The sequence below is a fragment of the Crystallibacter degradans genome (assembly GCF_012952295.1).
Classification (GTDB): domain Bacteria; phylum Actinomycetota; class Actinomycetes; order Actinomycetales; family Micrococcaceae; genus Crystallibacter; species Crystallibacter degradans.
The window spans coordinates 19,833-45,794 of sequence record NZ_JABBCH010000001.1 but is presented as its reverse complement, the minus strand read 5'-3'; the positions used below and the strand labels follow the sequence as shown (position 1 = coordinate 45,794).

General features: G+C 61.9%; 22 protein-coding genes and 2 pseudogenes. 17 read left to right on the top strand and 7 right to left on the bottom strand.

The genetic code is table 11. From position 1 onward, the window contains the following. Nucleotides 1-296 precede the first annotated feature (296 nt). Together HGO92_RS00180 and HGO92_RS24705 are read left to right on the top strand one after the other, a co-directional pair. Nucleotides 297-1,405 (top strand): annotated as a pseudogene (locus HGO92_RS00180) (IS110 family transposase). Nucleotides 1,406-1,468: 63 nt separating this feature from the next. Beyond that, a pseudogene (locus HGO92_RS24705) lies at nucleotides 1,469-2,722 on the top strand (IS256 family transposase). Between the two features lie 601 nt (nucleotides 2,723-3,323). On the opposite strand, the gene HGO92_RS00170 reads toward HGO92_RS24705, so the two are convergent. Continuing rightward, nucleotides 3,324-3,470 (bottom strand): hypothetical protein, encoded by a 147-nt coding sequence (locus HGO92_RS00170; RefSeq protein WP_169990868.1) that lies wholly within the window; start codon nucleotides 3,468-3,470, stop codon nucleotides 3,324-3,326. Further along, on the bottom strand, nucleotides 3,467-3,949 hold the full coding sequence (locus tag HGO92_RS24700; protein WP_440915752.1) for a transposase: 483 nt from the start codon (nucleotides 3,947-3,949) through the stop codon (nucleotides 3,467-3,469). Before HGO92_RS24700 ends, HGO92_RS00170 begins: the two co-directional genes overlap by 4 nt. On the opposite strand from HGO92_RS24700, the gene HGO92_RS23550 reads away from it, so the two are divergent. Continuing rightward, entirely contained in the window at nucleotides 3,893-4,078 is a 186-nt protein-coding gene (locus HGO92_RS23550) for a hypothetical protein (protein WP_240974313.1), read from the top strand. The two genes, HGO92_RS24700 and HGO92_RS23550, sit on opposite strands and share 57 nt — an antisense overlap. 85 nt (nucleotides 4,079-4,163) lie before the next feature. Here HGO92_RS23550 and HGO92_RS00160 read toward each other — a convergent pair whose 3' ends face one another. After that, nucleotides 4,164-4,589 (bottom strand): transposase family protein, encoded by a 426-nt coding sequence (locus HGO92_RS00160; protein WP_169990864.1) that lies wholly within the window; start codon nucleotides 4,587-4,589, stop codon nucleotides 4,164-4,166. Between the two features lie 195 nt (nucleotides 4,590-4,784). Then, nucleotides 4,785-5,663: a glucose-1-phosphate thymidylyltransferase RfbA gene (rfbA, locus tag HGO92_RS00155; protein WP_169990862.1), complete on the bottom strand. Its 879-nt coding sequence runs from the start codon at nucleotides 5,661-5,663 to the stop codon at nucleotides 4,785-4,787. 70 nt (nucleotides 5,664-5,733) lie between these two features. On the opposite strand from rfbA, the gene rfbB reads away from it, so the two are divergent. From rfbB to HGO92_RS00135, 4 genes are all read left to right on the top strand, one after another. Then, entirely contained in the window at nucleotides 5,734-6,732 is a 999-nt protein-coding gene (gene rfbB, locus HGO92_RS00150; RefSeq protein WP_169990860.1) for a dTDP-glucose 4,6-dehydratase, read from the top strand. A 5-nt stretch (nucleotides 6,733-6,737) separates the two neighbouring features. Further along, a complete protein-coding gene (locus tag HGO92_RS00145; RefSeq protein ID WP_169990858.1) occupies nucleotides 6,738-8,147 on the top strand; it encodes a sugar nucleotide-binding protein in 1,410 nt (469 codons plus the stop codon). Nucleotides 8,148-8,468: 321 nt separating this feature from the next. After that, complete coding sequence (locus tag HGO92_RS00140; RefSeq protein ID WP_169991909.1) at nucleotides 8,469-9,299, top strand: glycosyl hydrolase family 28-related protein; 831 nt, start codon at nucleotides 8,469-8,471, stop codon at nucleotides 9,297-9,299. Nucleotides 9,300-9,443: 144 nt separating this feature from the next. Continuing rightward, nucleotides 9,444-10,172 carry a hypothetical protein gene (locus tag HGO92_RS00135; protein ID WP_169990856.1) on the top strand — a complete coding sequence of 243 codons (729 nt, stop codon included), beginning with the start codon at nucleotides 9,444-9,446 and terminating at the stop codon, nucleotides 10,170-10,172. Here the strand turns inward: HGO92_RS00135 and HGO92_RS00130 are convergent. After that, on the bottom strand, nucleotides 10,066-11,175 hold the full coding sequence (locus HGO92_RS00130; protein WP_169990854.1) for an O-antigen ligase family protein: 1,110 nt from the start codon (nucleotides 11,173-11,175) through the stop codon (nucleotides 10,066-10,068). The genes HGO92_RS00135 and HGO92_RS00130 overlap by 107 nt on opposite strands. An 864-nt stretch (nucleotides 11,176-12,039) precedes the next feature. On the opposite strand from HGO92_RS00130, the gene HGO92_RS00125 reads away from it, so the two are divergent. The 4 genes from HGO92_RS00125 (at nucleotide 12,040) to HGO92_RS00110 (ending at nucleotide 15,224) form a co-directional block, all read left to right on the top strand. After that, entirely contained in the window at nucleotides 12,040-13,164 is a 1,125-nt protein-coding gene (locus HGO92_RS00125; RefSeq protein WP_169990852.1) for an acyltransferase family protein, read from the top strand. Between the two features lie 299 nt (nucleotides 13,165-13,463). Then, complete coding sequence (locus HGO92_RS00120) at nucleotides 13,464-14,405, top strand: tyrosine-type recombinase/integrase (protein WP_139006258.1); 942 nt, start codon at nucleotides 13,464-13,466, stop codon at nucleotides 14,403-14,405. Nucleotides 14,406-14,784: 379 nt separating this feature from the next. Then, complete coding sequence (locus HGO92_RS00115; protein WP_169990850.1) at nucleotides 14,785-15,009, top strand: hypothetical protein; 225 nt, start codon at nucleotides 14,785-14,787, stop codon at nucleotides 15,007-15,009. Continuing rightward, nucleotides 15,006-15,224 carry a hypothetical protein gene (locus tag HGO92_RS00110; RefSeq protein ID WP_169990848.1) on the top strand — a complete coding sequence of 73 codons (219 nt, stop codon included), beginning with the start codon at nucleotides 15,006-15,008 and terminating at the stop codon, nucleotides 15,222-15,224. Before HGO92_RS00115 ends, HGO92_RS00110 begins: the two co-directional genes overlap by 4 nt. On the opposite strand, the gene HGO92_RS00105 is transcribed toward HGO92_RS00110, so the two are convergent. Then, nucleotides 15,221-16,750, bottom strand: coding sequence for a PucR family transcriptional regulator (locus HGO92_RS00105; protein WP_169990846.1), 1,530 nt, complete (start codon nucleotides 16,748-16,750; stop codon nucleotides 15,221-15,223). The genes HGO92_RS00110 and HGO92_RS00105 overlap by 4 nt on opposite strands. 172 nt (nucleotides 16,751-16,922) lie before the next feature. Here HGO92_RS00105 and HGO92_RS00100 point away from each other — a divergent pair, with 172 nt between their 5' ends. The 6 genes from HGO92_RS00100 (at nucleotide 16,923) to HGO92_RS24150 (ending at nucleotide 21,731) form a co-directional block, all read left to right on the top strand. Continuing rightward, on the top strand, nucleotides 16,923-18,302 hold the full coding sequence (locus HGO92_RS00100; protein ID WP_139006254.1) for an MFS transporter: 1,380 nt from the start codon (nucleotides 16,923-16,925) through the stop codon (nucleotides 18,300-18,302). Next, nucleotides 18,299-19,297, top strand: coding sequence for an agmatinase (gene speB, locus HGO92_RS00095; protein ID WP_169990844.1), 999 nt, complete (start codon nucleotides 18,299-18,301; stop codon nucleotides 19,295-19,297). The genes HGO92_RS00100 and speB overlap by 4 nt, the downstream gene beginning before the upstream one ends. Nucleotides 19,298-19,420: 123 nt before the next feature. Then, nucleotides 19,421-20,272: a formate/nitrite transporter family protein gene (locus tag HGO92_RS00090; protein WP_169990842.1), complete on the top strand. Its 852-nt coding sequence runs from the start codon at nucleotides 19,421-19,423 to the stop codon at nucleotides 20,270-20,272. Between the two features lie 377 nt (nucleotides 20,273-20,649). Then, nucleotides 20,650-21,006 (top strand): PepSY domain-containing protein, encoded by a 357-nt coding sequence (locus HGO92_RS24470; RefSeq protein WP_169990840.1) that lies wholly within the window; start codon nucleotides 20,650-20,652, stop codon nucleotides 21,004-21,006. Between the two features lie 45 nt (nucleotides 21,007-21,051). Next, nucleotides 21,052-21,351, top strand: a complete 300-nt coding sequence (locus HGO92_RS00080) for a hypothetical protein (protein ID WP_169990838.1) — start codon at nucleotides 21,052-21,054, stop codon at nucleotides 21,349-21,351. 251 nt (nucleotides 21,352-21,602) lie between these two features. Continuing rightward, nucleotides 21,603-21,731: a hypothetical protein gene (locus HGO92_RS24150; protein ID WP_277351848.1), complete on the top strand. Its 129-nt coding sequence runs from the start codon at nucleotides 21,603-21,605 to the stop codon at nucleotides 21,729-21,731. 5 nt (nucleotides 21,732-21,736) lie between these two features. Here the strand turns inward: HGO92_RS24150 and HGO92_RS00075 are convergent, their stop codons facing one another. Beyond that, the gene (locus HGO92_RS00075) at nucleotides 21,737-25,933 is read right to left on the bottom strand and encodes a hypothetical protein (RefSeq protein ID WP_169990836.1); all 4,197 of its coding nucleotides are present in this window, start codon (nucleotides 25,931-25,933) and stop codon (nucleotides 21,737-21,739) included. Nucleotides 25,934-25,962 lie beyond the last annotated feature (29 nt).

The window sequence follows — 25,962 nt, the reverse complement described above, 5'->3', positions numbered from 1 at the left end:
GGGCCGAGCAGGCGCCGGCCGCCATCTCCAAAGCCGGGCAATTCGGATTCAAGGCCCACAGTGAGGCCGAGGGGGTGTTGAGCCACAACCCTAGAGAGGCGGCCAGTACCTACTCTGCCAGCCGGTCCCGGACCAGCCACATCAATACTCACAGGGGGTGTTGTCGCCGGGTTCGGAGACACTTGCTGACCGCTGATAGGGACGTGGCCGGACAAGCAGGTTCTGGTCTCTTTGTAACGTGGGTGCCGGCATCAGGTGTCGTGACTGGCGGCCATATAGTGGTGCAAAGGAGCGCCATGAACCAGGGATTCGATGTGTACTGCGGGCTGGATGTCGGCAAGTCCGAGCACCACGCCACTGCCCTCGACCGTGCCGGGCAACGGCTGTTCGACAGGCCGCTGCCACAGGACGAAGCCAAGCTGCGGGAACTGTTCAGCGGGCTGCAGCAGCACGGCAAAGTACTCATGGTCGTGGATCAGCCGAACACGATCGGAGCTCTTCCGGTCGCTGTCGCCCGGGACTGCGGCTGCGAAGTCGCCTACCTGCCCGGTCTCGCGATGCGCAAGGCGGCGGATCTGTATCCGGGGAAGTCGAAGACCGATGCCCGGGACGCGTTCATCATCGCTGAAACGGCACGGTCGATGCCGCATACCCTGCGTGCGGTGGACCGGGACAGCGAGGTCCTCTCGGCCTTGAAGGTCCTCTCCGGCTTTGACGCGGATCTGACGCACGAGTGCACCAGGGCGATCAACAGGTTGCGGTCCTTGCTGCTGCAGATCTTCCCGGCACTGGAGCGCGTTTTCCCCGGAGACGTGTTGACCCGGGCCCTGGTGCTGGACATGCTGATCAAGTACGCCGGTCCGACCGGCCTGCGCGCTGCCGGACGGGCAAACGTCCTGCGCTGGGCCCGTAACCATAGCCGCAAGGACCCTGCAAAGCTCATCGAAGCAGTCTTCACGGCACTGAATGAGCAGACGGTTACAGTGACCGGCACCGAAGCCGTGGAACTGGTCATCCCCAGAGTCGCCGGACAAATCACGGAACTCAAACACCAGCGCGCCATCGTCGCCGCGGAAGTCGAAAAACTCCTGGACGACTTCCCTCTCCGGTAACCCGACGCTCCTGGACCTCGATCCGCGGCGAGTTCCCAGCCCGCTCCCGGAACAAGCAGCTCAAGAACGCCCTCTTCAGATCGGCGTGGATCGCATCCTGTCACGCCCCGCTCTCCAAGGCCTACTACGAGCGGAAACGGGCCCAAGGCAAGAAACACAACGCCGCTGTCATCTGCCTCGCCCGACGCCGCTGCGACGTCATCTTCGCCATGCTCAAGAACGGAACCCTCTACGAACACAAAAGCCCCCCAAGCCGCTTGACCAAAAGGGACTGTAAGAAGAACGGTGTGTGACGGTACGGCCTGATCCGAAAGGAGACGGGCGTGTCAGAGTTCACGACCGAGATGACAGAGGCGATGATCGATCCCGTGACGGGAGAGATCATCGATCAGAAGGAGCTCGCCGAGCAGTTGCTCTCGCAGGCCAAGGAACAGGGCGTGAGCCTGGTGGGCCCCGGCGGGCTGCTGAACCAGCTCACGAAGAACGTGCTCGAGACCGCGCTGGAAGCGGAACTGACCGAGCACCTCGGCCACGAGCACGGCGAGACTCCGACCGCAGCCAACATGCGCAATGGCACCCGGTCCAAGACCGTGTTGACCGAGATCGGGCCGGTGGAGATCGAGGTGCCGCGGGACCGCGAGGGATCCTTCGAGCCGGTGATCGTGCCCAAGCGGAAACGGCGCTTGGACGGGATCGATCAGATCGTGCTCTCCCTGAGCGCCCGGGGTTTGACGACCGGGGAGATCGCTGCGCACTTCGAGGAGGTCTACGGGGCCAAAGTCTCCAAGGACACCATCAGCCGGATCACGGAGAAGGTCGCCGGTGAGCTCGCTGAATGGTCCGCCCCCCCCGCTGGATCCGATCTACCCGGTGATCTTCGTCGACGCGATCGCCCGTCAAGGTCCGTGACGGCCACGTACGCAACACCCCGTTCTAAGTCGTCATGGGCGTGACCACCAATGGGGAGCGGGAAATCCTCGGGATCTGGGCCGGCGACGGCGCCGAAGGCGCCCGGTTCTGGCTGCAGGTCTTCTCCGAACTGAAGAACCGGGGCGTCGCAGACGTGCTCATCGCCGTTTGCGACGGGCTCAAAGGGCTGCCGGAGCCCGATCACGACCACCTGGGAGCGAACGGTGGTTCAGCAGTGCATCGTGCACCTGATCCGCAACAGCTTCCGGTACGCCGGCCGGCAGCACCGCGATGGGATCGTCAAGGCGCTCAAGCCGGTCTACACCGCGCCGAGCGAGCAGGCCGCGAAGGACAGGTTCGACGAATTCAAAGCCGAGTGGGGCCAACGGTATCCAGCCATCGTGCAGCTCTGGGAATCCTCCTGGGCGGAGTTTGTGCCGTTCCTGGAGTACGACGTGGAGATCCGGCGGGTGATCTGCACGACGAACGCGATCGAGTCGATCAATGCCCGCTACCGGCGGGCGGTGAGGGCGCGCGGGCATTTCCCCAATGAGGCCGCTGCACTGAATTGCCTCTACCTGGTCACCAGGTCTCTTGACCCTACCGGCGGAGGCCGGGCACGCTGGGTGATGAGGTGGAAGCCTGCGCTCAACGCGTTCGCGATCACCTTCGCCGGTCGGTTCGAGGGAACCTCCCACTAATGAAAACCGCCGGACCCCACACACCGTCTATCGGACAGTCCCGACCAAAACCATAAGGAAACCCCCTTGGCGCAGCACCTGTGGCGCGACGGGATCGACGTCGTGATTGGTACACGGGTTAAGTCCGCAGCCAACCACCCGGCTCTCCGCTATTCGTGGCGAACGCTACTGCTGTAATGCATAATCAGGCTGCTGTGGCGACGCTTCTGAGTTTAGTACGCGCGGTGTAATTGGTGTATCAACGAACTCTTGGCAGGAACATTTGATCTGTTTGATCGCAGTATTGCTCGCGGCAACCATGCTGGTAGTGGGGCCGGTAACGATGAGGACTTCAATTTCGTTCCGCCGGCGGCAGCGTCTAGGGCTCCTGACGCGGCGCAGTAGCTCGCGTAAGGCTCAGGCGCGGTTTTTGATTTCGTAGCGCAGAATCCGGTCGAGGCCGGGGAATGAGTTTCGTGTTCGTCAGGTGTTCGCAGAGCTAGGCGGCAGCATAGGTTGCGTGGTCTGTGGGCAGCGGGTCCTGGCCAATGGTCAGCTGCCCGGGCATGGTGGGGTCGATATCTGGCTCTCGCGAAAAATGGGAGTTCGCTGAGGTGAAAAGTCATGCCATAATTTTGACCGCACTGCTCATTAGGATAATCGACTTGTAGTTGTCCTGGAGTTTGTAGCCGCGCGTCTTTCGCTTTACGTTGTTGGTGCCGGTGTTGTCGGCTTCTACCTTGCCCGTCGTCGCTGCGGTGATGATCATGACTTTGATCTCGTTCCATCAGCGCTGGATCGTGCGCCAAAGCCGGTTCGTCTCCGGCTGGCCGGCACGCTCGACGAGTCTGGGCAGCTCGTTTTTCGTGGCAGCGGTGTCGGCGAGTGAGGCGGTTCGCAGCGGACGCCGCAGTTGTTCCGTGACCTGACAGGCCGCTTGCAGCTTTCCGCTGGCCTCGTCGACGTCGAAGACGACCTGCAGCCGGTCCCGCGCTCGGTCCGAGAGCTTTCATCCGCCTTCAGCAGCATGCGGCTCGCCCAGGCCGGGTCCGGGTCCGTGGCCCGCCGGCGGCGCTTCGTCTCCTGCGTCAGGCGCTGGCGCACCTCGATGAGTATGCTGTTGCCCAACGCGACCAGATGGAAGTAGTCCACGGCCACGGCGGTGCGCAGCAGTAACATCTGGAAGGTCTTGTGGAACGTCGCCGTCAGATCGATCGCTACCACTCGAACACCGAGGCGCCACTGCAGCTGCTGGTCGAAGAGCCAGTCACCTACGCCCTTGGAATCGCGTCCATCCACCACCCGAGCATCTGCCCGCTGTCCAGATCCACAATCGTTGTCATCCGAGGCCCGGATCGGATCCAGGTGTTCGTCTGAGAATTCTGGAAGTAGCGCACGGACCGGTAACGTGCATCGTCGATGCCGAACGCTTCCGCAGCCATATTGTTCACATCGGGCAGCGTCACGCGGCGGTACAGTTGAGCGCGTTGCGGACCGGCCGCCACGAGACCCCGTACGCTGCGGGGGTCTCGGAGGCTGCCCTCCCGGATGCGAGTATGGCCGAAATGACCTGCTCCCGCAGCCAGCCGGTGCTCCGGGCGTACCTGGGCACTTCTGCGGTGGATTCAAAGAACGACAATCGCTCACACAACGCCTCGTTACAGAACCAGCGGTACTTAGACCAGATCAGTTCTAGCCGACCAGCCATGGGAATGTCGCGCAGCCGCTGCAGGCGCCGTTCCTTCCGGCGGGAAGAGATCACTCCGCACGTCGGGCAGCCGGGCGGCAGGTCGATGGAGATCAGCACTCGTCGCTGGCCGAAGGCGTGGACAGCGACGGAAATGACTCGGAAATCGGGCAGGTTGAAACAATACGATGGCAGCGTCAACTGCCACGCGGGTAGGCTCTAAAAAGGCTCGTGGTTCCTGTTTCACCGTGAATGCTTAGATACAGTCATCCCAGTTGGGCCACGGGCCCTTTTGCTAACCAAGTTAACAGGACATTTTCCCACAAACGACGAAGAGCCCGTCATCGTAGCCGGCATAAGAAGGCTCTAACACTGAGTCTCTATTTCTGCGAATAGCTACTTTGCCGATGAACCTTGACTCAATATTTCCAACAGATACTGTCCATAGCCGCTCTTAACTAAGGGCGTCGCCAGCGCTTCCAACTCTTCGTCAGTGATGAAGCCATTCCGCCAAGCAATTTCCTCAGGCGCACCAATTTTCAGGCCTTGGCGGGCTTCGACAGTTCGAATGTAGTTAGAGGCATCGTTTAGGGAGTCGAAGGTTCCGGTATCAAGCCAAGCCGTGCCTCGGGGCAGTACATCGACAGTTAGTCTTTCTTCATCGAGATAGACCCGATTTACATCGGTAATCTCAAGTTCCCCTCGAGGCGAGGGTCGAAGGTTCTTCGCAATTTCTACAACGTCATTGTTATAGAAGTAGAGCCCAGGTACCGCATAGTTACTCTTCGGAGTCACTGGCTTTTCTTCCAGGGAGACTGCGCGTCCGTCGTTTGAAAATTCGACAACCCCGTACGCACTAGGATCGGCGACCCAATAGCCGAACACTGCGCCGCCATCGATGTTCACGAATTTCTGCAGTTGTGTTCCCATGCCCGGACCGTAGAAAATATTGTCGCCCAGTACAAGTGCGACGGTGTCAGACCCGATATGCTCTTCGCCAATTAGAAAGGCTTGGGCGAGGCCATCAGGGGAAGGTTGTACTTTGTAAGTGAGGTTCACTCCGTAGCGGGATCCGTCGCCGAGCAGTCGTTGGAACTGATCCTGGTCTTGAGGAGTCGTGATGATCAAGATGTCTTGGATTCCGGCGAGCATCAATGTGGACAGCGGGTAGTAAATCATTGGCTTGTCGTACACTGGGACCAACTGCTTGCTGATGCCATGGGTTATTGGATGAAGTCGTGAGCCGGTTCCGCCGGCAAGAATGATTCCCCGCATAGTACTTATATATAGGGGTGCAGGGGGAGGCCGCAAACTGAATCACAACGGAGCAGGTATTGTTCTATGTGTGAAAACACTGTTGGTTACCGGGGGCGCCGGGTTTATTGGTTCAAATTTCGTGCATTATGTTGTCGAAAACACGGATGCGCATGTGACCGTGTTGGACAAGCTGACCTATGCGGGGAACCGTGCTTCGTTGGACGGGGTGCCGAAGGAGCGACTTGGTTTTGTGCACGGAGATATCGCCGACCCTGCTGTTGTCAATAGTCTTGTTGCTGATGCCGATGCCGTAGTGCACTTCGCAGCGGAGTCTCACAATGACAACTCTTTGCAGGATCCGCGGCCCTTCCTTGATACCAACATCATGGGAACCTATACATTGCTCGAAGCCGTCCGCAGGCATGACAAGCGATTTCATCACATCAGTACGGATGAGGTCTATGGCGACCTTGAATTGGACGATCCCCAACGCTTCACTGAGTCCACGCCCTATAACCCGTCCAGCCCATACTCCTCCACCAAGGCCGGTTCGGACCTCTTAGTTCGGGCATGGGTTCGCTCCTTCGGCGTTCAGGCCACCATCAGTAACTGCTCCAACAATTACGGTCCTTACCAGCATGTGGAAAAGTTCATTCCCCGTCAGATCACCAACGTGATCGACGGAATCCGGCCCAAGCTTTACGGTGCCGGGGAGAATGTCCGTGACTGGATTCACGCCAATGACCACTCCTCTGCTGTCTTGACGATTCTGGAACGCGGACAGATCGGGGAGACTTACCTGATCGGCGCCGACGGCGAGAAGAACAACAAAGACGTAGTTGAACTCATACTGACGACCATGGGGGAGCCCGCTGCCGGCTATGATCATGTGCTCGACCGGCCTGGCCACGATCTGCGCTATGCAATCGATTCCACCAGACTCCGCACAGAACTGGGCTGGACGCCGAAGTTCTCTGACTTTGAATCTGGGCTGGCGAGCACCGTTGAGTGGTATCGGAACAACGAGGCTTGGTGGCGGCCACAGAAGGCTGCCACTGAAGCGAAATACGTCACTCAGGGACAGTGAACAACTTGGGCATCGGATTCTCGAAGAAACTTGCACTCACCGAAACATCTATCCCCGGCGTGCTTCTCATTGATCTGCCCGTGCACGGCGATAACCGCGGATGGTTCAAGGAAAACTGGCAGCGTGAAAAAATGCTTGCCGCTGGTCTGCCCGATTTCCAGCCGGTGCAGAACAACATGTCGTTCAACGAAAAAGCGGGCACGACGCGTGGCATCCACGCTGAACCGTGGGACAAATTCATTTCCGTCGCTTCCGGGCGCGTCTTCGGCGCATGGGTGGACTTGCGGGAAGGCTCGACCTTCGGCACGGTGTTTAGCGCCACTCTGGGCCCCTCACAGGCGATATTTATCCCTCGCGGAGTCGGCAATGCCTTCCAAACTCTGGAGGATAACACCGCATACTCCTACCTGGTCAACGACCACTGGTCTGCCGATGCGCAGGACCAATACACCTTCCTGAACGTTGCCGATGAAACCGCCAACATCCCTTGGCCGATACCGCTGGAGAGGGCGGAGCTCTCCGACAAAGACCGCGCTCACCCCCGTCTGGCCGATGTGTCAGCCATGCCGCCGCGGAGGATCCTGGTTCTCGGCGCCGACGGGCAATTAGGGAAAGCGCTCCGAAAAGAATACGGCGACCTGGAACATGTCGAGTTTGCTGTTCGAGCAGACTTCGATCTATCCGACCCTGAGGCGTATCGAACCAGGAACTGGCGCGACTACAACACCATCATCAACGCCGCCGCCTATACTGCCGTTGATGAAGCCGAAACTTCCTACGGCCGACAGGCCGCCTGGGCAATCAATGTCACTGCTGTCGCCGAATTGGCCAAAATTGCTGCCCGTTACAATCTCACGCTTGTTCACATCTCCAGTGACTATGTTTTCGATGGAACGACAGAGATACACGCAGAAGACGAACCTCTGACGCCACTGGGCGTGTACGGGCAAACCAAGGCAGCGGGCGATGCAATCGTTTCGGTCGTGCCCAGACACTACATTGTTCGCACTAGCTGGGTCATCGGCGAAGGTGATAACTTCGTTCGCACCATGGCAAGACTCGCAGCAAGGGGCGTGAGACCTGCAGTTGTCAATGATCAAATCGGCCGTCTCGCTTTTACCGCCGATATCGCGGCTGGTATTCGTCATTTGCTCGAATCGAACGCTGATTACGGCGCCTACAACCTGACCAACAGTGGAGAGCCACAGTCATGGGCCGACATTGCAAAAGATGTGTATCAGCTAGCTGGAACTGACGCGACAGCAGTCACAGGCGTGACAACGGCCCAGTATTTTGAAGGCAAGCTGGCAGCACCACGTCCACTGAACAGTTTTCTCGGTTTAGATAAAATCCAATCGATAGGATTTAGCCCTGAGGACTCCTATGTTCGTCTCAAGGAGTACCTGCGTAATTAAGCAAAGGTGAGTTCTTCATTATGGGGATCCCCAAGTTGAGCTCAAATCAACCAGTTGGTGGAGAAACCGTGAAGGAAGAAGCGCTGTCCAACCTTGCAGTTGTGGGACGTTGGGTGCTGCCTCCGTCCGCTCGATTACTGGAGCAGGCAGAGCCCGATGGAGGGGATCCAGCTAACCGATGCGTTTTGAACTCTGGCCGGGCAGCTGTTCGCCACGGCTGTCCCCGATGGGTTCACAAAGTTGCATGGCGAAGGTGCGACACAGCCCGTCGCCTAAGGGCATGAGAGGGTTCGGTCGTCAGGAGCCCCAGCCGTTGCTGCCATTGACCGTCAGCCCCAGCCATTTTCCGCCCAACTTTTAGAGCAAGTAACTGCCACCTTTGTCGGTGAAGGCGAGCAGATCTTCAACGTCAAGACATACGGCGCCAAGGGCGACGGCACCACGGACGACACTGCGGCGATCAACGCTGCTCAAGCCGACGCAGCCGCGGTCAAGGGCTCTGTAGGGTTCCCGCCCGGAACCTACCTAGCCGACCAGTTGGTCATCAGCAACGGCGACGCCCGATGGGTTGGCCTTGGTGGCTCCATCTTGCGCTTCGGGGCAGGCTCAGTTGCCGACGCGGGCGTTAGGATCAAGCATGTTTCAGGGTCCACGAAAACCCTGCTCGACATCCAGTCAACCGGCGCCACCCTAGAGAACATCTACCTGGATGGCAACAGTGCGCCGGAAGCCGGACTCAAGATCAGCAACGGCTTTGAGGTCCGGCTAGATAAGGTTCGCATCGCCTACGTCGCCGGCATCGGGCTAGACCTTCGAGGTTCCTGCAACACGTCCTACAATGACGTGTTCGTGGACAACTGCGGAACCGTTGACCTGCCTGCTGTCAGGGCCATGCCCGCGTCACCGCGCACGATCAACACGCTGGACTTCTATGGACTGACTATCGAACGTCAGCCGGGGATGGCGCTCGACCTTGGCCCCGATGTGGACGCAACAACAAACAATTACCCCGAGTTCATCCGCATCACAAACCTGCACATTGAGACGGCAAAGGATAGCGGCGGTTCGGCCAACACTGTCCCGTTGATGAGGGTAAGGAACTTCCGGTCGCTCACCTTGGTCAACCCGTTTATTTTCGGTGGGCCGGGGTAGCTGATCGAGTTCGAAAACACCGCCGGGTCTGTCGGTGGTGCACTGGGTGGCTTCGAAGTTATCGGCGGAACTCTGCTCGGTCACAACGCCGGAGCAGATCAGCCCGTCAATCTGGTTCACCTCAAGTCCGGCAATCAATTCGTCATGTCGAGAACCCGGCTGGACAACTGCACGGGTTCAGCGGTACTAATCGCCTCCACCTTCGGCGCGGATGTGCAGATCATTGCATCCATCCAGGTTCAGATTGGCTCCGTGGTCACCGACAACCGGGCAACGCGCAACCCTCAGCGCGTTTACTCCGACTTGCAGATTGATGGTGCTATCCAGGGAAGGGTGCTGGCGGACACGGCTGCCATGCTGTCGGGGAAGTCCTACGCCTCTTTCTGCACCAACAATCCCAGCACGTTCCTGTTCGGTGACGGCGGGTTGCGGATGGGACGGCTAGTGGTGGGGCGCTCCTGCACGCTCAATAGCATCAGCCCGGAAGTCACTACTGCTGGCGGCGCTGGGGCCGTCCTTCGGCTAGGCATCTATCGGCTGAACTACGAGACGGGCGTCTCGACCCTACTGCTGGATGCGGGGACTGTTGACGCTTCCACGACTGGCGTCAAGACCTTGGCAATCAACTCGGCGGTAAAAGCGGGCGACCAACTACTATTGGCTGCCGCATCGCAGGGGGCAGCAAGCCCTGCGCCGACAATCCGCACCAACACGGGTTCGGACCCTTACTGGGGTGTGGACACCGCAACCATGTCTGTCGCTATCCTCATTGGGGCGCAGGTGTCCGGGATGACTGGGGCGCTGCCTGCCTCGCCTCCACTTGGCGTCGTATCATCTGGCGGCGTTCCTCGTTTAATAGTGGGCGTGGTCTAGCCTTGCGGCGGGTGCTGAGGGCTGATGGCCTCGGCACCCGCGTCAGAGCCAAGGCGATCGCGAACCATGTGATCGGGAAGAACAAAGCGTTGGAGAACAAGCTGTTGACCAGGATGAGGGCCAGCAGCCCTCGGCCACCGTACTCTTTCCGCCCCAACATGGACAGGTAGACCAGCACGAGGATAAGCGGAATGGCTAGGGCTTGAGCATCGACCCATAGCCCTAGAAGCCAGTTGCTTGCGGTGGAGCCCGTAACATCACCGCTATAAACGATGTCACCGTAACCGGAAACGCGACCGGCAGAACTCAGGCCGAACCCATACCACGGGGCATCCTCACCCATCGCAACCAGTCCGTCAACCTGATAGAAGCGAACCTCTACAGCGTGGTCACGTTCCATAGGGTTGATCGCACCGCCGATCCGCTCCAGCAGCAGTTCCATCGCGACCGGCTGCAGAAATGCGAAAGCGGTAACTGATGCGACCAATGCGGCGACGGGCAGCTTTAGCCGGAGGTTGCTCCGTTTCTGCCCCCGGTTCCCTCCGACCCAAGCCAAGGCAGCCAACGTCAGGACCACGAGCAGCCCCAAGATCGCAGCGCGGGCTGAGGCGAAAGCCACGCCAAAAACGTTGAGCAGGATCAACGGAACGCGGACCCGGTTGCGGAAAGGGTAGACGAACAACAGGACTATCGCTGCCGCGCAATATAGGCCGAGCCAGTCCGGTTCCGGGTGGAATCCACTGGGGCGGTGCATCTCTGCACCTTCGAGCTGGAATAGTTCTTCAGGGACGACGCCAATGGCCTGCCCCAGCGCAGCTACGGCCGAGGCTGAGGCGCAGGCGATGAAACCGGATGCGGCCAACCTCAGATGATGGGGCGTGGCAGCCCATACCAGGAGGATCGAAGTCACGGCCATAACAGTCAACTGGATGGCTAGGCCACCATTGGTCACATACTCGCCGTAGGTCGCTGTGAGAGCGACCAGTAACGACCCGGCGAGCAACCACAGCATGGCAGGCCGCATGGGACACCGGAACCCGCCCCTCCTGAGGATCAAGTACAAGACCAGGAGCATCGTGTATAGGTGGACGCTCGACACCTGAGCTACGGGCAAGGCAGCGGCCGCGCCCACCAGCCAAGCGGCGGCGCTAGCGCCGTGTCGCCACGTATACAAGAAGACCAGCATGCAGAGTCCGGCAAGGGCTAGGGCTGCTATTTCGAATATCCCCATGCCGGGAAGTCTACCGGCAGTCAGCGCCCAAGATTCGCATGTTTAGGCGTAGCGATGGTAGGCGTGCGGACACTTGCAGTGCGTCGGGATGAACCACTCAACCCGAATTACGGTCTGGCACTTGTACACATATGGGCGACCCCGGAACCGCCGGTACAGCCACTCATGCAAATGTTGAAAGTAGCCAAGGTCCGCAGGGATGCCTTCGGCTTGATGGCCGCACTGGGGGCACTCTTCCATAGATCGCGCAAGCATCAGGCAGAGTCTTTCGGCAACGATACCCTCCCCAGTTCAGGGCTACTAACACCCGGCATGGTTCACCCGGACTACATGAGTGCGGTGGCCGATTACCTGTTCATCGGGGTGCTCGTTTCCAGCCGACACTCTCCGCATCGTCGGAGGCGGGCAAGCATCCACCGTGGCGGGCGCAGTCACTACATCGGTGCTCCAGTCGCCCGGCTTGCAGATCGGCAAGGAAGCGGGAAACACGGCCATTGGCGGCATGTTTTTCGAACTCGTGTTTTGGCCCGATAGGATACTGACTGATACAGAACAGAATGCTGTTCTTGCCGTGCTCAAAACCGAGCATGGAGTCTCATAGGTCCAGGGGTTGGCCAACTAAATACGGGGGAATACATGTCGGGGTCTAAAGCGCCGAGCCGAGTCGAGGGGATCGATGGACTCCGAGCGTTCGCCGTCCTCGCCGTTATCGCGGCGCATGCGCACGTCTTTTGGTTACATGGCGGTGGCGTGGGAGTGGACATCTTCTTCGGCATCAGCGGGTTCCTGATCACCTGGCTCCTGCTGTGCGAAACAGCCAAGAATGGCCGGATCGATCTGGTCAGATTCTGGGGCCGGCGCCTGCTCCGCCTATTCCCTGCGCTACTGCTCATGCTCCTGGTGATCAATGTGGTCGGGCTGGTCTTCTCCCGGACTCCGGGAAGCCCGTGGGAGGTGGGGCTGGCGGCAACGCCGGCCATCCTTCTGTACGTGTCCAACTGGTTGATCGTGCTCACGGACAGCCCGGCGCTCGGCGTGTTCGGACCTCTGTGGTCACTCTCGGTTGAGGAACAGTTCTATGTGGTGTGGCCCCTGGTGGTGATGCTTGCCCTTCGGGGTGAGCGTCTTCACTTGATCCTCGGCTGGATCGCTGGCGGATTGAGCGTCGCGGCCATCGTCAACCGGTTTGTGATCTTCGATGGGACAGACCTGTACCGGACCTTCGGCACGGACTTCCGCGTCGATATGATACTGGCCGGCGTGCTGCTGGCTGTCGCCTATGAATCAGGCAGGACAGACGCGATCCGTAAATTCTCGCGGATTTCGGTCGCACCGGCGTTCGCTTTCCTTGTGTTCATCGCCATCACCATCCCGGAGTTCGGGCGTGACGGTGCACAGGAACTTGAACGCATCTATTACACGTACGGGCTACCACTGGTGGCATTGTCCACGGTTTCCATTATCGGTTTCCTGCTCACCCATCAGGGCTCTCGCCTTGTGTCCGTGATGTCATGGGCACCTTTGGCATACACGGGCCGCATCTCCTACGGAATGTACCTCTGGCACTACCCGATCGGCATGATGCTGCGAAACGAGTTCGCCTTCGATCCGAACGTGGATCTGGTGATCACGTTGGTTGCCACATACTTGATCGCCGCAGTGTCTTCGAAGTTCCTCGAATCGCCGGTGTTGAACAAGTTTCATAACCGACTCAGGCCGCAGGCTAAGCCCCAGAGGCGCAACGTCCCGGCCATGGACTGAACGCTCCGCACGGAGGAGAAGCACCCCCCTTTGAGGGTGCTTTTTCTTTGCCCAAATAGGGGCAACTAACACCCGGTTTTCTGCCGGAGCTTCCGGCCTCCGTTCTGGACGTGTCAGGGCGTCCCCGCCCTGAGGCGGATTCTCTGCCAGCCGACGGTCTGCATAGCAAAGATATCCACAGCGGCCGGGGGAGTGCTGCCCTGCGGTCCGGTGCCTGCCTACACTGAAGTCCGGCTGCCGGGAGGTAGCCGACGGACGGGGCCGCGGGCGGATTCCGCCCGGTCAGCGGAGGAGGACAAGTGGAGGATTCTTCGGGATTTCTGGTCGGATGGAACGAGGGCCGGCGGCTTTCTCCTGATGAGCTGGCTGCCGTGGGCTTCCTTGCCCGGTACACCGGAGGCTCGCGTGACCGCTACGAAGTCGCCCTGCGGATCCTGTTCAGATGGTGCTACCGGTACCAGATCCCGGTACTGGAGATGAAGCGCTCTTTGCTGGAAATGTTCGGGCGCTATCTGGAAACCGAACGCGGAAACGCTCCACAGACCGTGCAGAACATGCTGAGCATCGTGCGCTGTTTCTACCGCTTTGCAGAGATTGACGGCTACGTGGAGAAATCGCCGGCGGAACATGTGCGCATGCCCCGGGCGTACCGGGACGAGTCCCGATCGCTCGGGCTGGACAAGGACGAACTGCTGGCGCTGTTCCAACGGGCCCAAGCATCGTCGCCCGCGGAAGCGGCCATGGTGGCATTGATGGGTATGCTCGGCCTGCGCGTGTCGGAGGCATGCGGTGTCAACATTGAGGATTTTGCCGGTTCCGTCCGCGGCCATAGGGTGCTCCGGCTGGTGGGCAAGGGCAAGAAACCGGCGACTATTCCGTTGCCCGGTCAGGTGCTGGCCACTTTGGAAGCCGCGGCAGCGGACAGGACCGAAGGCGCGCTCCTGCTCCGGCCCCGCTCAGGACTGCCGATGAACAGGAAGGCTGTGGACTGGGCACTAACCCGCCTGCGGCGCCAAGCCGGCATCGACAAGGCGATAACGCCCCAGTCGCTGCGCCACACGTTCGTGACGGTCTGTCTGGACGCAGGCATTCCGCTGCGTGACGTGCAGGTCGCGGCACGTCACTCGGATCCGCGGCTCACCGCAGGCTACGACCGCGGCCGCAAGAACCTCGACGACCATGCCGTGCACACGTTGATGGAGTTCCTGTCCGACGAAAACACTGAGGAACAGCCGGGGTGAACCGGCTGCAGCAACGGCTCACTCTTATACAGGATCCACGCGGACAGGACCGGACTGTCCGGGGCGAGGGTGCCCGGCCTCGTTGGGGAAAGGCCGGGCACCAAACTTGATCGTTCTCCAGCGGGTGGGGGCGTCCCGCCGATCAAGATGAAGCAAGTCTGGCGTGGGCTCCTTGGAAAAATCCGAGTCACCAATACGAGGGATAATCAATCCCCATTGGGCACCTAAAGTTGGGTAGGGCTGGTCGTCCGTACAGCGCGGATGGAGAGTTTTCGTTCCACCGGACATATCGGGAAACCGCGAGCGGCTAATAGTGTTCAGTGTGGCCCGGGGGTGGACAGCGATTGGGGAGAGCAATGTCAGCACGAAAGGCACCACTATGAGCAGCGTTCTGTACGCAGACTGGAACGAATTGACCGGTCTGGACGTCGAGATCAAGAAGGACGGGCGGAGCATCCGTACCGGCCACGTTGGTGCGGTCACCCGTGGGGCCGATGCACTGTGGCTGGAAAACCATGGGGCGCAGCTGCGGACCCTTTTTGAGAAGGCGGAGGGCTATACCGCCTGGCCGCTGACCGGCGACGCCGGAGTAGTTGCGCGATGAACGCTCCCTGTGATGCCACCATCGAAGTGCAGGTAGAGAGTCGGTCGGCCATGGACGAGCGCATCAATGCGGCCGTGGAGGAAATGAAAGGCCTGGCCCTGCAGTGCCGGACCGGCGGCATCCTCGTCACCCGCCACGAGCCCGGGCGGTTCACCGTAGCGATCAGCGACTCGGTTCCTTACGGTTACACGGAGCAGCGCGACTACCGTAGCTAACCGCCGTTGCCTGCCCGGTCCATGGCGTGATGTTGCAAATCCATCGTCTGGTGGATCTGCAACGCAAACCACAGCTGGGCCAGGGACGATGTCTCGGCCATGTCCAGCCCGGTCAGCTCGCTGATCTTCCGGATCCGGTAAATGACGGTCTGCCGATGGGTGAACAGGGCCGCGGCGGTCTTCTGCCACGACCGTTGTTGGTTTAGGTAAGTCTTCAAGGTCTTGAGCAGGTCCGGCTGCCTGCCCCGTTCATACTCGAGAATCGGTCCGAGCAGGCGCTGCACCATCGCCTGTCCTTCTTCCATGCTGGTCAGGCCTAGCCATGAGGGGCCGTCCCCGTAGCGAACCAGAGTCTGGCCGGTGCTGCCTGCGGTGCCCAGTGCCCACAACGATTCCTGCAGAGCGCGCTGCATGCCGGCTGGGCCGGTGGGCCGGCTCATGCCGATTCTGGCGCCATGGGGAAGGGAGTGCCGCAGGTGGTCCTCGCTGCACTCGGGCGGCAGGACGATGTGCAGCGTATTGAATTGGCGCAGACTGACATGCGCCAGACCATGGCGCCACAACTCGGCATGGATGGTGGCGAAGACTCCTTCATCCAGCCCCGAGACGGACACGATGACAAACTTCTCGGACGGCAGCTGGAAATTGTTGAGGCGGCTTTCCAGATCCGCGAGAGCGTAGCGGCCTTCGAGCGCTTGGGCTAGGAACTCCGCGCCCAGACGCCGCTGGTCTTCCAGCGCGAGCATGGTGCGGGAAAGCTCCAGGCCCAGGACGGAAGCCGCGTGCAGCAGCACCACCGCATCCGGGTGCGGCTCGGACCGCGGCAGGACCAGCAGCAGTGCGTTGTCATGGGTGGGGACGTCCATCATCAGGACGTGGCTGCCGTCTACGTGGTGCCACTGGAATTTCTTGCCCGAGGCCGGAGCGGCTGCGATCAGCGGTTCCAATTGCCCGGCGAGTCCGGCTGGCAGGGCTTCTCCGCCGGGGTGCCACGGGTCGAGGCACCGGCGGTCCACCACATAAAGCTCGGCATCCAGTTGGGCGGCCACCCCGTGGACCAGGGCCTGCCACTGCTCGTCGAGCGGGCCGGCCAACCGCAGCAGGTCGTAGATTCTCGCCGTTTGCCGCAGCCGGCGCGATTCCTCCAGCAGGGAGGACTCGGCGACGGACCGCGCGATGGAGATGAACGGCAACGGGTACGGCACATTGAGCACCGGCAGCGGCAGCCGGTCGCAGGCCTCCAGGAATTCGGGCGTGAGTTCCGGGGCGTGCATCTTTTCGCCGATGGCCAGCGCGCTCGCCCCGGCGGCGACCAAGGCCTCGGCCAGCGCGACCTGGCCCGCGGCGTCCGCCGGGATGGAGAGACCGTTGGTCATCATGATCTCCCCGCCGGTCACCCACTCCCACAACCTGGGTAGGTCCGAGGTGTGCGCCCAGGTGATCCGCTGCTGCAGCCCGTCGGAGCCGGCCAGCAAACTCAGACCCAGCTGCGGCTCGGCCAGCAGTTCGGCGACCGTTATCGACATGCGCACTCCTGGAGGCGGGCAGAACGCCGTCGTACTTTGTGGCTTTTATACATATGTCTAAGCGTCCTCTTTCTTTGTAGTCATTCTATGGGTTTTGGCAGTGAGCCGGATCACGAATGATTGAACCATCACGACCCAGCTCAACGATGAGCATTCACGAGAGAGGGCGGCCATGAGCGCAACGAGCAATCTCATTGACGATGCCCCGCTGACCACATTCCATAAGAAACTGACCTTTTTTGCCTCCGGCGGTCCGTTCATTGACGGGTATGCGCTGTCTATCATCGGCATTGCCTTCATTACGATGACGCCGGGGCTGGAGCTGAGTACCGGGGAAATCGGACTGATCGGCGCGGCGAGCCTGATCGGCATCTTCTTCGGCGGCGGCATCTTCGGCTGGCTGACGGATAAAATCGGCCGGCACAAGATGTACATCGCCGACCTGATCGCGCTGGCGCTGTTCTCGCTGCTGAACGGCCTGGCCACGGAGGTCTGGCAGGTTGTCCTGTGCCGGTTCCTCCTCGGCATGGCCATCGGCGCGGACTACCCGATTGCCACCTCACTGCTGGCGGAATTCCTGCCCCGCAAGGTACGCGGCCGCCTGCTCGGCGCCACGTTTGTGGTTTGGGCCGTTGGTGCTGCAGCGGCCTTCGCCGTGGGCTACCTGCTGCGCGACATGGGCCCGGACGCCTGGCGGTTCATGGTGGCGAGCCCGGCGATCTTCGCCGTCGTTACCTTGCTGTGCCGGCTGGGAACGCCGGAATCCCCGCGCTGGCTGCTCTCCCGCGGCCGGCAGGACGAAGCCCGTGCGGTGATCAAGAAGGTGTACGGCGAGCAGTACGACATCAGCGACATCTCCTCCGACGCCGAGGCAGGGGCCAAGAAGGCAAGCTTCACCGATATCTTCAAGGGCCAGTTGTGGAAGCGCACCCTGTTCGTCTCCATCTTCTGGACGGCCCAGGTGATCCCGCTCTTCGCCGTCTACACCTTCGCCCCGGACCTGCTGGCCTCCTTCGGCCTGACCGGCGATGCCAACCTCTACGGCGGCTCCTTCCTGATCTCCATGCTGTTTGTGATCGGGGGAGTGCCGGGGCTCTGGCTGGTGGAGAAGATCGGGCGGCGCAAGCTGCTGCTGGGGTCCTTCGGGATCATCGCGGTGGCGCTGGCCATCCCGGCCTTCATCCCGGACGTGCAGGCGGGCCCGCTGTTCCTGGCGCTCGCCATCTTCGCCATAGCCTCGGGTGCCTCCAGCTTCCTCGAGGTGGTCTACCCGAACGAACTCTTCCCCACGGAAATCCGGGCGACGGCGGTCGGCTTCGGCACCGCGATCAGCCGGGTGGGGTCCGCCGCCAGTACGTACCTGATGCCGGTAGCGATCCTCAGCTTCGGCGCCGCGGGCTCGCTGCTGATCGGGGCCGTGATCTCCCTGGTGGGGCTGGTGGCCACGTTCCTGCTCGCGCCGGAAACCGCCAACAAGACCCTTTCCGAACTCACCGCTGACAAGAAGCCGGCCTTTCCGGCAGAACGTACCAAGGAAGGATCCTCGCTATGACCACCCACGATCCCATCGGACCCGTCGACGCCACCAAAGTTCCGCGCTATGCAGGCCTTGGCACCTTTGCCCGGCTGCCCCAGATCGACCGCGTTCCCGACTACGACATCGCCATTGTCGGCGTACCGTTCGACGGCGGCACCTCCTTCCGGCCCGGCGCCCGCTTTGGTCCGGCCGGCGTCCGCGAAGCCTCGCGGCTGCTGCGCCCGGGCTACCACGTGGAGCTCGACGTCGAACCGGTGAACGAAACCCAGGTAGTGGATGCGGGCGACATCGCCTGCACCCCGTACGACATCACCCGGGCCGTGCGCGAGATTGAAGAGCAGGCGCTACCGCTGCTGGGGCTGGACAAGCGGCTCATCTCGATCGGCGGGGACCACACCATTGCCTTGCCCATGCTGCGGGCACTGAACAAGGTGCACGGACCGGTGGCGCTGCTGCATTTCGACGCACACCTGGACACCTGGGATACCTACTTCGACCAGCCGGTCACGCACGGCACCATGTTCCGCCGGGCCTTCGAGGAAAGGCTGCTGGTGGAGGACAGCTCGATGCACGTGGGCATCCGCGGGCCGGTGTACGACCGGAACGATTTCCTGCGGGACCACGAGTTCGGCTTCCAGATCCTGCGCTGTTCGGACCTGGACGTCATCGGGGTGCCGGCTGCGATCCAGCGGGTCAAGGACAGGCTGGGGGACACTCCCGTCTACGTCTCCATCGACATCGACGTGCTGGATCCGGCCTTCGCGCCGGGGACCGGGACGCCGGAAATGGGGGGACTGCACTCACGCGAGCTGTTGGCCCTGCTGCGGGGGCTGAACGGCATCAACATTGTGGGGGCCGATGTGGTTGAGGTCGCCCCGGCTTACGATCATGCGGATGTTACGACCCTCGCGGCGGCGACGGTGGTCTTCGACCTGCTGGCGCTGATGGTCAACCGGGACAAGGGCGCTTCCTTTGTCGGCGAGGAGGATTTGCAGGCAGCTGCTGTCTGATCTGCTTGTGTTCTGAGTGCTGGCTGCGGGCCGGTGGGGTTTCCCACCGGCCCGCAGCCGTCGTCGTCGTAAATATGGGGACAGTAGACTGGCCACACACTTTCCGGCGGATAGGCGACACGAATGAGCGACACCGAAGGCGATGCACGACGGCGGGAACTTGGCGAGAATTCAGGCCCGGTGGAGGAGGAGGTGGAGGAATCCTTCGACCGCACGGTTGAGGAAGGCGCGCAGCGGCTGAACCGCTCCTTTCGGGACGTGCTCATCACCGGCCTGTTCGGCGGGTTTGAGATAGGCATTGGCATTATGGCCTACCTCGGCGTGCTCCATGAGACCGGGAGCCACCTTCTCGCGGGGCTGGCGTTCAGTGCCGGCCTCATCGCCCTCCTGCTGGCCAAGAGCGAGCTGTTCACGGAGGGCTTCCTGGTGCCCATTGCGGCGGTCATCGCGCGGGAGGCAAGCTACGCGCAGCTCGGGAAACTCTGGGGCGGCACCCTCATTGCCAACCTGGTAGGCGGCTGGCTGTTCATGGCACTGATCATGACGGCGTTCCCGCAGTGGAGCGAGACCATCACGACGGCAGCCAACCACTTTCTCGACGCCGGATTCAACTGGGAAACCGTGTGTCTTGCCGTGCTAGGTGGGAGCACCATCACATTGATGACCCGCATGCAGCATGGGACGGACAGCGTCACCGGCAAGATCGCGGCCGCCGTCGTCGGGGCTTTCTTGCTCGCGGGGATGCAGCTCTTCCACTCGATCCTGGACTCGCTGCTGATCTTCGGTGCCATCCACGCGGGTGCTGAAATCAACTACCTTGAGTGGCTCGGCTGGTTTTCCTATGTAGTGGTCTTCAACGTGCTTGGCGGGATCGTACTGGTGACCGCGTTGCGGCTGGTGAGCGCCAGCAAGCTGGTGAAGGAACGCCGCGATGACGCACCTGAGAACCCGGAGGACGCGCACCACTCCGGCTAGGTTCCGGTGAACCTGTGCACAATACCCCGCGTGGCCTAGGGAATCAACGACCGGCTTGACCCCTCGACGACGGGAGCGATCCGTCGGAGAATGAAGCCATGAAAAAGATAAGATTGCTTCCTTTATTTTCGGTTGCTGCGGGTGTTGTCTTGGTCGCGACAGGGTGCGATGGTGCGGAAGATGGGCCCGCGACCACGGGCGAAGGCACGCAAACGCAGGTGGCTCCGGAGACGACCAGTCCGTCCCCTGGGGCTACTTCACCGGGCGCGGCGAGTGCGTCTCCCGGGCAAACGAGTCCGGCGGCCGGGGCAGCGACCGGCACTCCGCCGACCGGAGATTCCAACGGTCGCGCCGCCGTCGAAACTGCGGTAACGGCCGTGCCTGGCAGCGCCGCAGTGGACGTCGACTACAGCGACGATCGGCAGGGCTGGGAAGTCGAGCTCATCAGCGGTGGCACGGAGCATGAGGTACTGGTGCTGGCGGACGGCAGCGAAGTGCTGGATCAGCGGGACAAGGGCCCGGCCGACGAGGAAGACCGGCTCGCTATCGAATCCGCAACGGTTTCCCTGTCCGAGGCGATCCAGACCGCGCAACAGGCCGCCGCCGGCGACCTCGAGGAAGCGTCGCTGGAGGACGAGGGCGACAAGCCGGTGTGGGAAGTGGAAATCCGGGCTGAGGGCGGCGGACTCACGGAAGTGGTCATCGACGCCGTCAGCGGAGAGCAGATCCGCTGACCCCACCCAGTTGCAAGCCTCTGAAACGAGCAGGAGCGTGGGCTCATGTATACCTTGCAGATAGAGCATCAGGTGCGGGACTTCTCGATGTGGCGGCGAGCCTTCGACAGCGACCCGCTCGACCGGGCAGGATCCGGTGTTCGTGCCTACAGGATCTATCGGCCCGTGGGCGACGACTACGTCATGATCGAACTGGACTTCGAGACCCAGGAAGCGGCTGTCATGTTTCTGGCCAGGCTTGAAGAAGATGTCTGGAAGACAGGCGGCGCCGCTGCGCCGGCGCTGGTGGGAACGCCTGAAACCAGGATTGTGGAGATCGTTGAGAATACGACCGTAGCGTGGTGATCAGCTAACGAAAGGCGCTGTGCCTAGTTGTCGGATCGGCTTGCTGGGCGGGTAATCCGAGCTGACCTTGGGAGGCTCCGAGCACGCGTGCTGGACTAGCGGGGAAGCCGGTGGCGCCGGGCAGCAGTTTGGTATCTGGGATGCGCACCTCATCAAGAATAATGTTCGTGTTCTGCATGACCCGCAGCCCGATTTTGATGGAGATCTTGGCAGGTCCAGGAGGGCACGAAGCTGGAGATGGCCCGGCACCCGTGGCCAAGTCAACCTTCACCTGGCTGGCACGCTCCTCGGTGCCGATGGGCAGGCCGCTCCTGGGCAGCTACGATATCAACTCGCTCATCCTGGCACAGGCGATGACCGGGTGCTCCGCATTCGTTTAGTTCGGCTACAGCGGTACAACGTCGGCATGGACGAGCCGACGGCTCGCGACCAAGTTGGCGGGCGGTTCAGCGCTGAGGTCGTCGGCGGGGTGCAGTTCATACTCGTGAACGGCCAGACGTAGTTTCCTTTCCTCCGGGTCCAGCACCTGTACGGCGCCCGACCAAGTGGTGGTTCCGTCCTGGTTCACGAGGGCGACGAGTTCGGTTTCAGCGCCAACAGGCTCCCAGCCGATGTACGGGTCTTCGATGCGCAGATCCTGCTCCTCCACAACGGCCGTTACCAGGTTTGTCCCAGCAATAGTGCTTCCCTGGGCGTCGCGGTATGACGACGGAGCCGGACCGGTCAATGACACGGCGATGGTGCCGTCTGCGGCTGGAAAGGTGGTGAGGCTCCGGTTGGGCACGGTCTGGACGAATGCGGTGGGAATAATGGGGGACATTTCGCAGCCGGGAACTGACATTGGCTGGTATCTGGCCAGCCCCAGCCGGACGAACGGGAAGTAGGCGGTCCCGGTGTCGAACTGGATGTCGCAATACCAGGCATCGCTGTCTTCATCCCACTGCGGGGTGAAGAGCGCCGTGTCGCTGGTATGGCCGGACACGATGACCTGTCCCCAGGGTGGTGCGTCTGCGGTGGGGAAAGACCGTGCAGTCAGTGGCTGCGGCATCGGCGAGCCATGGGCAGGGTCTTGGGCTATGAACGTTATTTCGCGTGCTTGGGCGCTTTCATACGTCAGCGGTCCTCCGCCGTTGCAGACTACGGCAAGCTTTTCGCCGGCGCCGGAGGAGAACCACGGGCGTGCAAGCCACACACGCAGGCCGAGTGCGCTGCGCGTGCTGGTAATTCCATCGCCGTTCTCCCGGGTTTGGGCGTAGCCCATGAGCGGTAAGACCTGCTGCACCACGGGCTTTGCCGGCGGCGCGCTGTTGAGGATGTCGACGGTCACGGGCACGCCGGCCGCCTGGCCGTCTGCGGCAGGCATGGCCGGATCAAAGTATTCGCGGAAGCGGGTGGCGGCAGTTGGCAAGTAGGAGACCCGCCGGTACCTGGGGTCGCCGAACTCGTGGGACCGCAACTTCTCCAGCTGGGATGCGCCGGCTTCCAGCCTGCGCCGTTCAACGGCGGGCAGACCCGGCTGTGCGCTGTCGGCGAGAAGCTGCAGGCGTCGGGACTCGGGGGATTCGTTCTCCCATCCGCGGGTCCGGAAGGCAACAGTACGTTCGTCGCGCGGCTCGATCAGCGGCGCCACTTCGGGGATCCAGGGAGTGCCGAACGGCTCGGGTACCGGGAGGGAGAAGACATCCCGGTGCACCGAATGGACCATGTGCTGGGCGGTTGGGTACTTTTTCTGCGGGTCGTCCACAACGTCGTCCCATGAGGCGAAGAGGTCCAGCTGGGCCGTGGACGCCAGGTCAAAGTCCAGTTCGCCTTCCAGATCCGCAGCCGTGCCGCCTCTGTTTCGTGCCAGGGCCCGGAATCCGTGGAAATCAATTGCGTTCAGGGCCAGGGACGGGGGATCCAGCGGGCGCTGGACGGCGTGGACCAGGACCAGGTCCCGCCATGGGGTTGTCATCCAGTGGGTGCTGTTCCGTATCGCCTCGTACACGACGTCGGACTCGGTTTGTCCGAGCTCGCTGCGGCACCAGCCCATGATCCCCAACAAGTCCGGGTCTCCGCCAAGCAGCGAGGACAGGCGAAGCCGGCATGTACGGCCAGCAGGAAGCCGGACAGTAACCAGGTTCCCGTCATAGCCGGCATGGTAATCGCCTTCCTCCAGCCGCAGGCGCAACGGCGACGGCTGATGCAAGCCGGCTCCGGCGGCGAAGCTGAAGGGAACGTCAAGCACAGTTTCAGCTTCGCCGGGGTGCAGCCGTACCCGGATCTTGGCACCCGCACAGAGCGGGTCAGGCAGGTAAGGAAGGTCCACCGCGTCAGCGTCGATCGTGACGTACCCCTGGGGTTCCCCATTGTGGCTTCCGGTGGCGTTGAACTCTGCCCCCAGACTGTCCCGGAACGTGCCGCTCTCGCGGACGGCAATGTCATAAAAACCTTGCACCCGTGATTCGGCCTCGGGCGCGGGCATGCCGCGGGCGGCGTCGATGGCCTCGTCAAGCATGCCGTGGGTCTCCCACACTTGCAGGGAGGATTTCGCCGCAGCCAGGTGACGGTCGCAGAAGTCACGGAAGCTGTAGGCCGTGCCTGCGGCTGCTTCGCTGGAGCGCGCGTAGTCGCTGGCAGATTGTCCGGGCGTGCTGCGGATGACCAGCCGTTCCAGACCTTCGCCGGGATTGAACGGATGCCTGGGCACAAGTTCCGGCGGTGGAACCGGCTCGAAGCGGAGGTACGGCAACGCGTCGGACGGGGCCGTCGTGACGTATTCCGGGCGCCCGGTTCCGTCCAGGATGTCGCTGAAACTGCTGGCGTCCGGCAGGCTGTACGAGTTGCCGGCCATATCCACGACCCGGAGCCGGGTCCGGTATCTGTCCTGGAACCGAAGCCGGGGCAGCGTTTCAGGGGCCGGAGAAGTGGAGATGGACAGCTGCATGCTGCCAATATCCGTCCCAGCCTCCGGTGCCGGCGGTTCCTGCAGGACGGCCTCTCCGGGCCGCGGAACCGACAGGCTCCAGCCGTCCCATGTCACCAGGGTTTCATGAGCGTAGAGCGCGCCATCAGGGTCGGCAGGCTGGCCGGTGGAGCCCATATCTCCGGTCAGCGAGAGCTCGATGCTACCCTCGTCGTCGGTATCGAAGGACAGGCCCGGATCCCGCGCCGGGGTGTAGGTCATTTGCCGCTGGTGCAAGGAACGCCAATGCCCGGCGGCCCAGATATCCATCCGGTATCCGCGGATCAAGTCCTCGGCGGCTAGGACCGGTGGGTGGTCCGGGTCTTGCTCCAGGATGTCGTTGTTTGCGCGGGCCTGATAGAAGTCGTTGTGCAGGTCCTCTGCCTGGCCGGCGTGCACCAGGGCGACCCCGCCGGTCCGGGCAGCGGGGACGCCGTCACGCTCCGGTTCTTCAAGTGGCCGCTGCTCCCGGTTCTCCTGGTTCTGCAAGGTGGCTGCCATCTTCAGGGCTTTGAGCGCAAGGCCGTCGACATCCACCGCCGCCGCTTCGTACCGCTGGGGGTCTAGATGCAGGAACCCGTGGGTGAAATCCCTGCGCTGGGTCCGCTCGGCTGCGTTGAAGAAAGCGGAGCCCTCGATTTCCGCTAACTGGCAGCTGGTCCACGGGGTGACGTCGCAGTTCCATGATTCCGCATTCGGATCTTCCCTTGCAGGAAAGGCAGACGGCCGCTCCACTCTTAGCCGGAGCATCGTCGGCGGATCGTTGTCGCTGGTCACCGGCACAAAACCGGGGTCGACCACAAGATCCAGCACCAGGCCGAGGCCGCGGAGCACCGCAGGGTGGCCGCCCAGCGAGGAGAGATGATCGTGGAAATCGAGCTTCTCTTCGAGCGCGGCTCTGGCCTGTTCCCGGTCCGTCGGAAGGTCTGCGGGTTCTCTCGCCGGCCGTGCATGGAAACCGGCCAGTGCATAAAACGCTCCGGCCGGACTTCCCCCGCTGCCGAACGGACGGATCAGCTCCTGCGGCTGGTGGCTGTGCTGAAGGCGCAGTTCGCGGGCCTGGGCGGCAGAATCGCGGAGCCTCTCTTCCAGTCTGGCCGAGAGCTGCTCGCCGTTCCTGACCCCTTCGAAAACGTCCATCCGGCCGACGTGGAGCAGCTCTTCAAAGTGTTCCGCGAGGACGGGCGCGTCCCGGTGTTCCTGGCCGGAATCCATCGGCGAGGCATTCGAACTGGTCAGCGGAAGGTCGTCCACGGTGCGTGCCGCCAGGGTTGCCCATCGGTTGCGTAAATGGCCCAGTACTTCCTTCACTGGATAGCTGACCAGTGGCCGGTCCGCGAAGTCGTCGAAGGCGAAGGCCCGCACAGTGGTTGTCGGGACGAAAAGCGCCTGCCATAGCTGGCTGCTTCCCTGGACCATGACTTGCCGCGGTGCCGTGGTGGCCCCGTCACCCCGCTCCAGATTCAGAGTTAATTCGCGGAGCAAGTCCGGCCAGTCTGCAAAGTCCGGAAAATCAGCCAGGGTGGCCGCCTGGCCTGGACGTAGTCTTGGCGCAATAAACACCGATGCAGCCAGGAAGCCGTCAGAGGTAAGCCCGTTAGGCAGCAGAATCCACTGCACGAGCTGGTGTCGGATCATGTGCTGGCTCCAATATTCGTCTGGGCCGG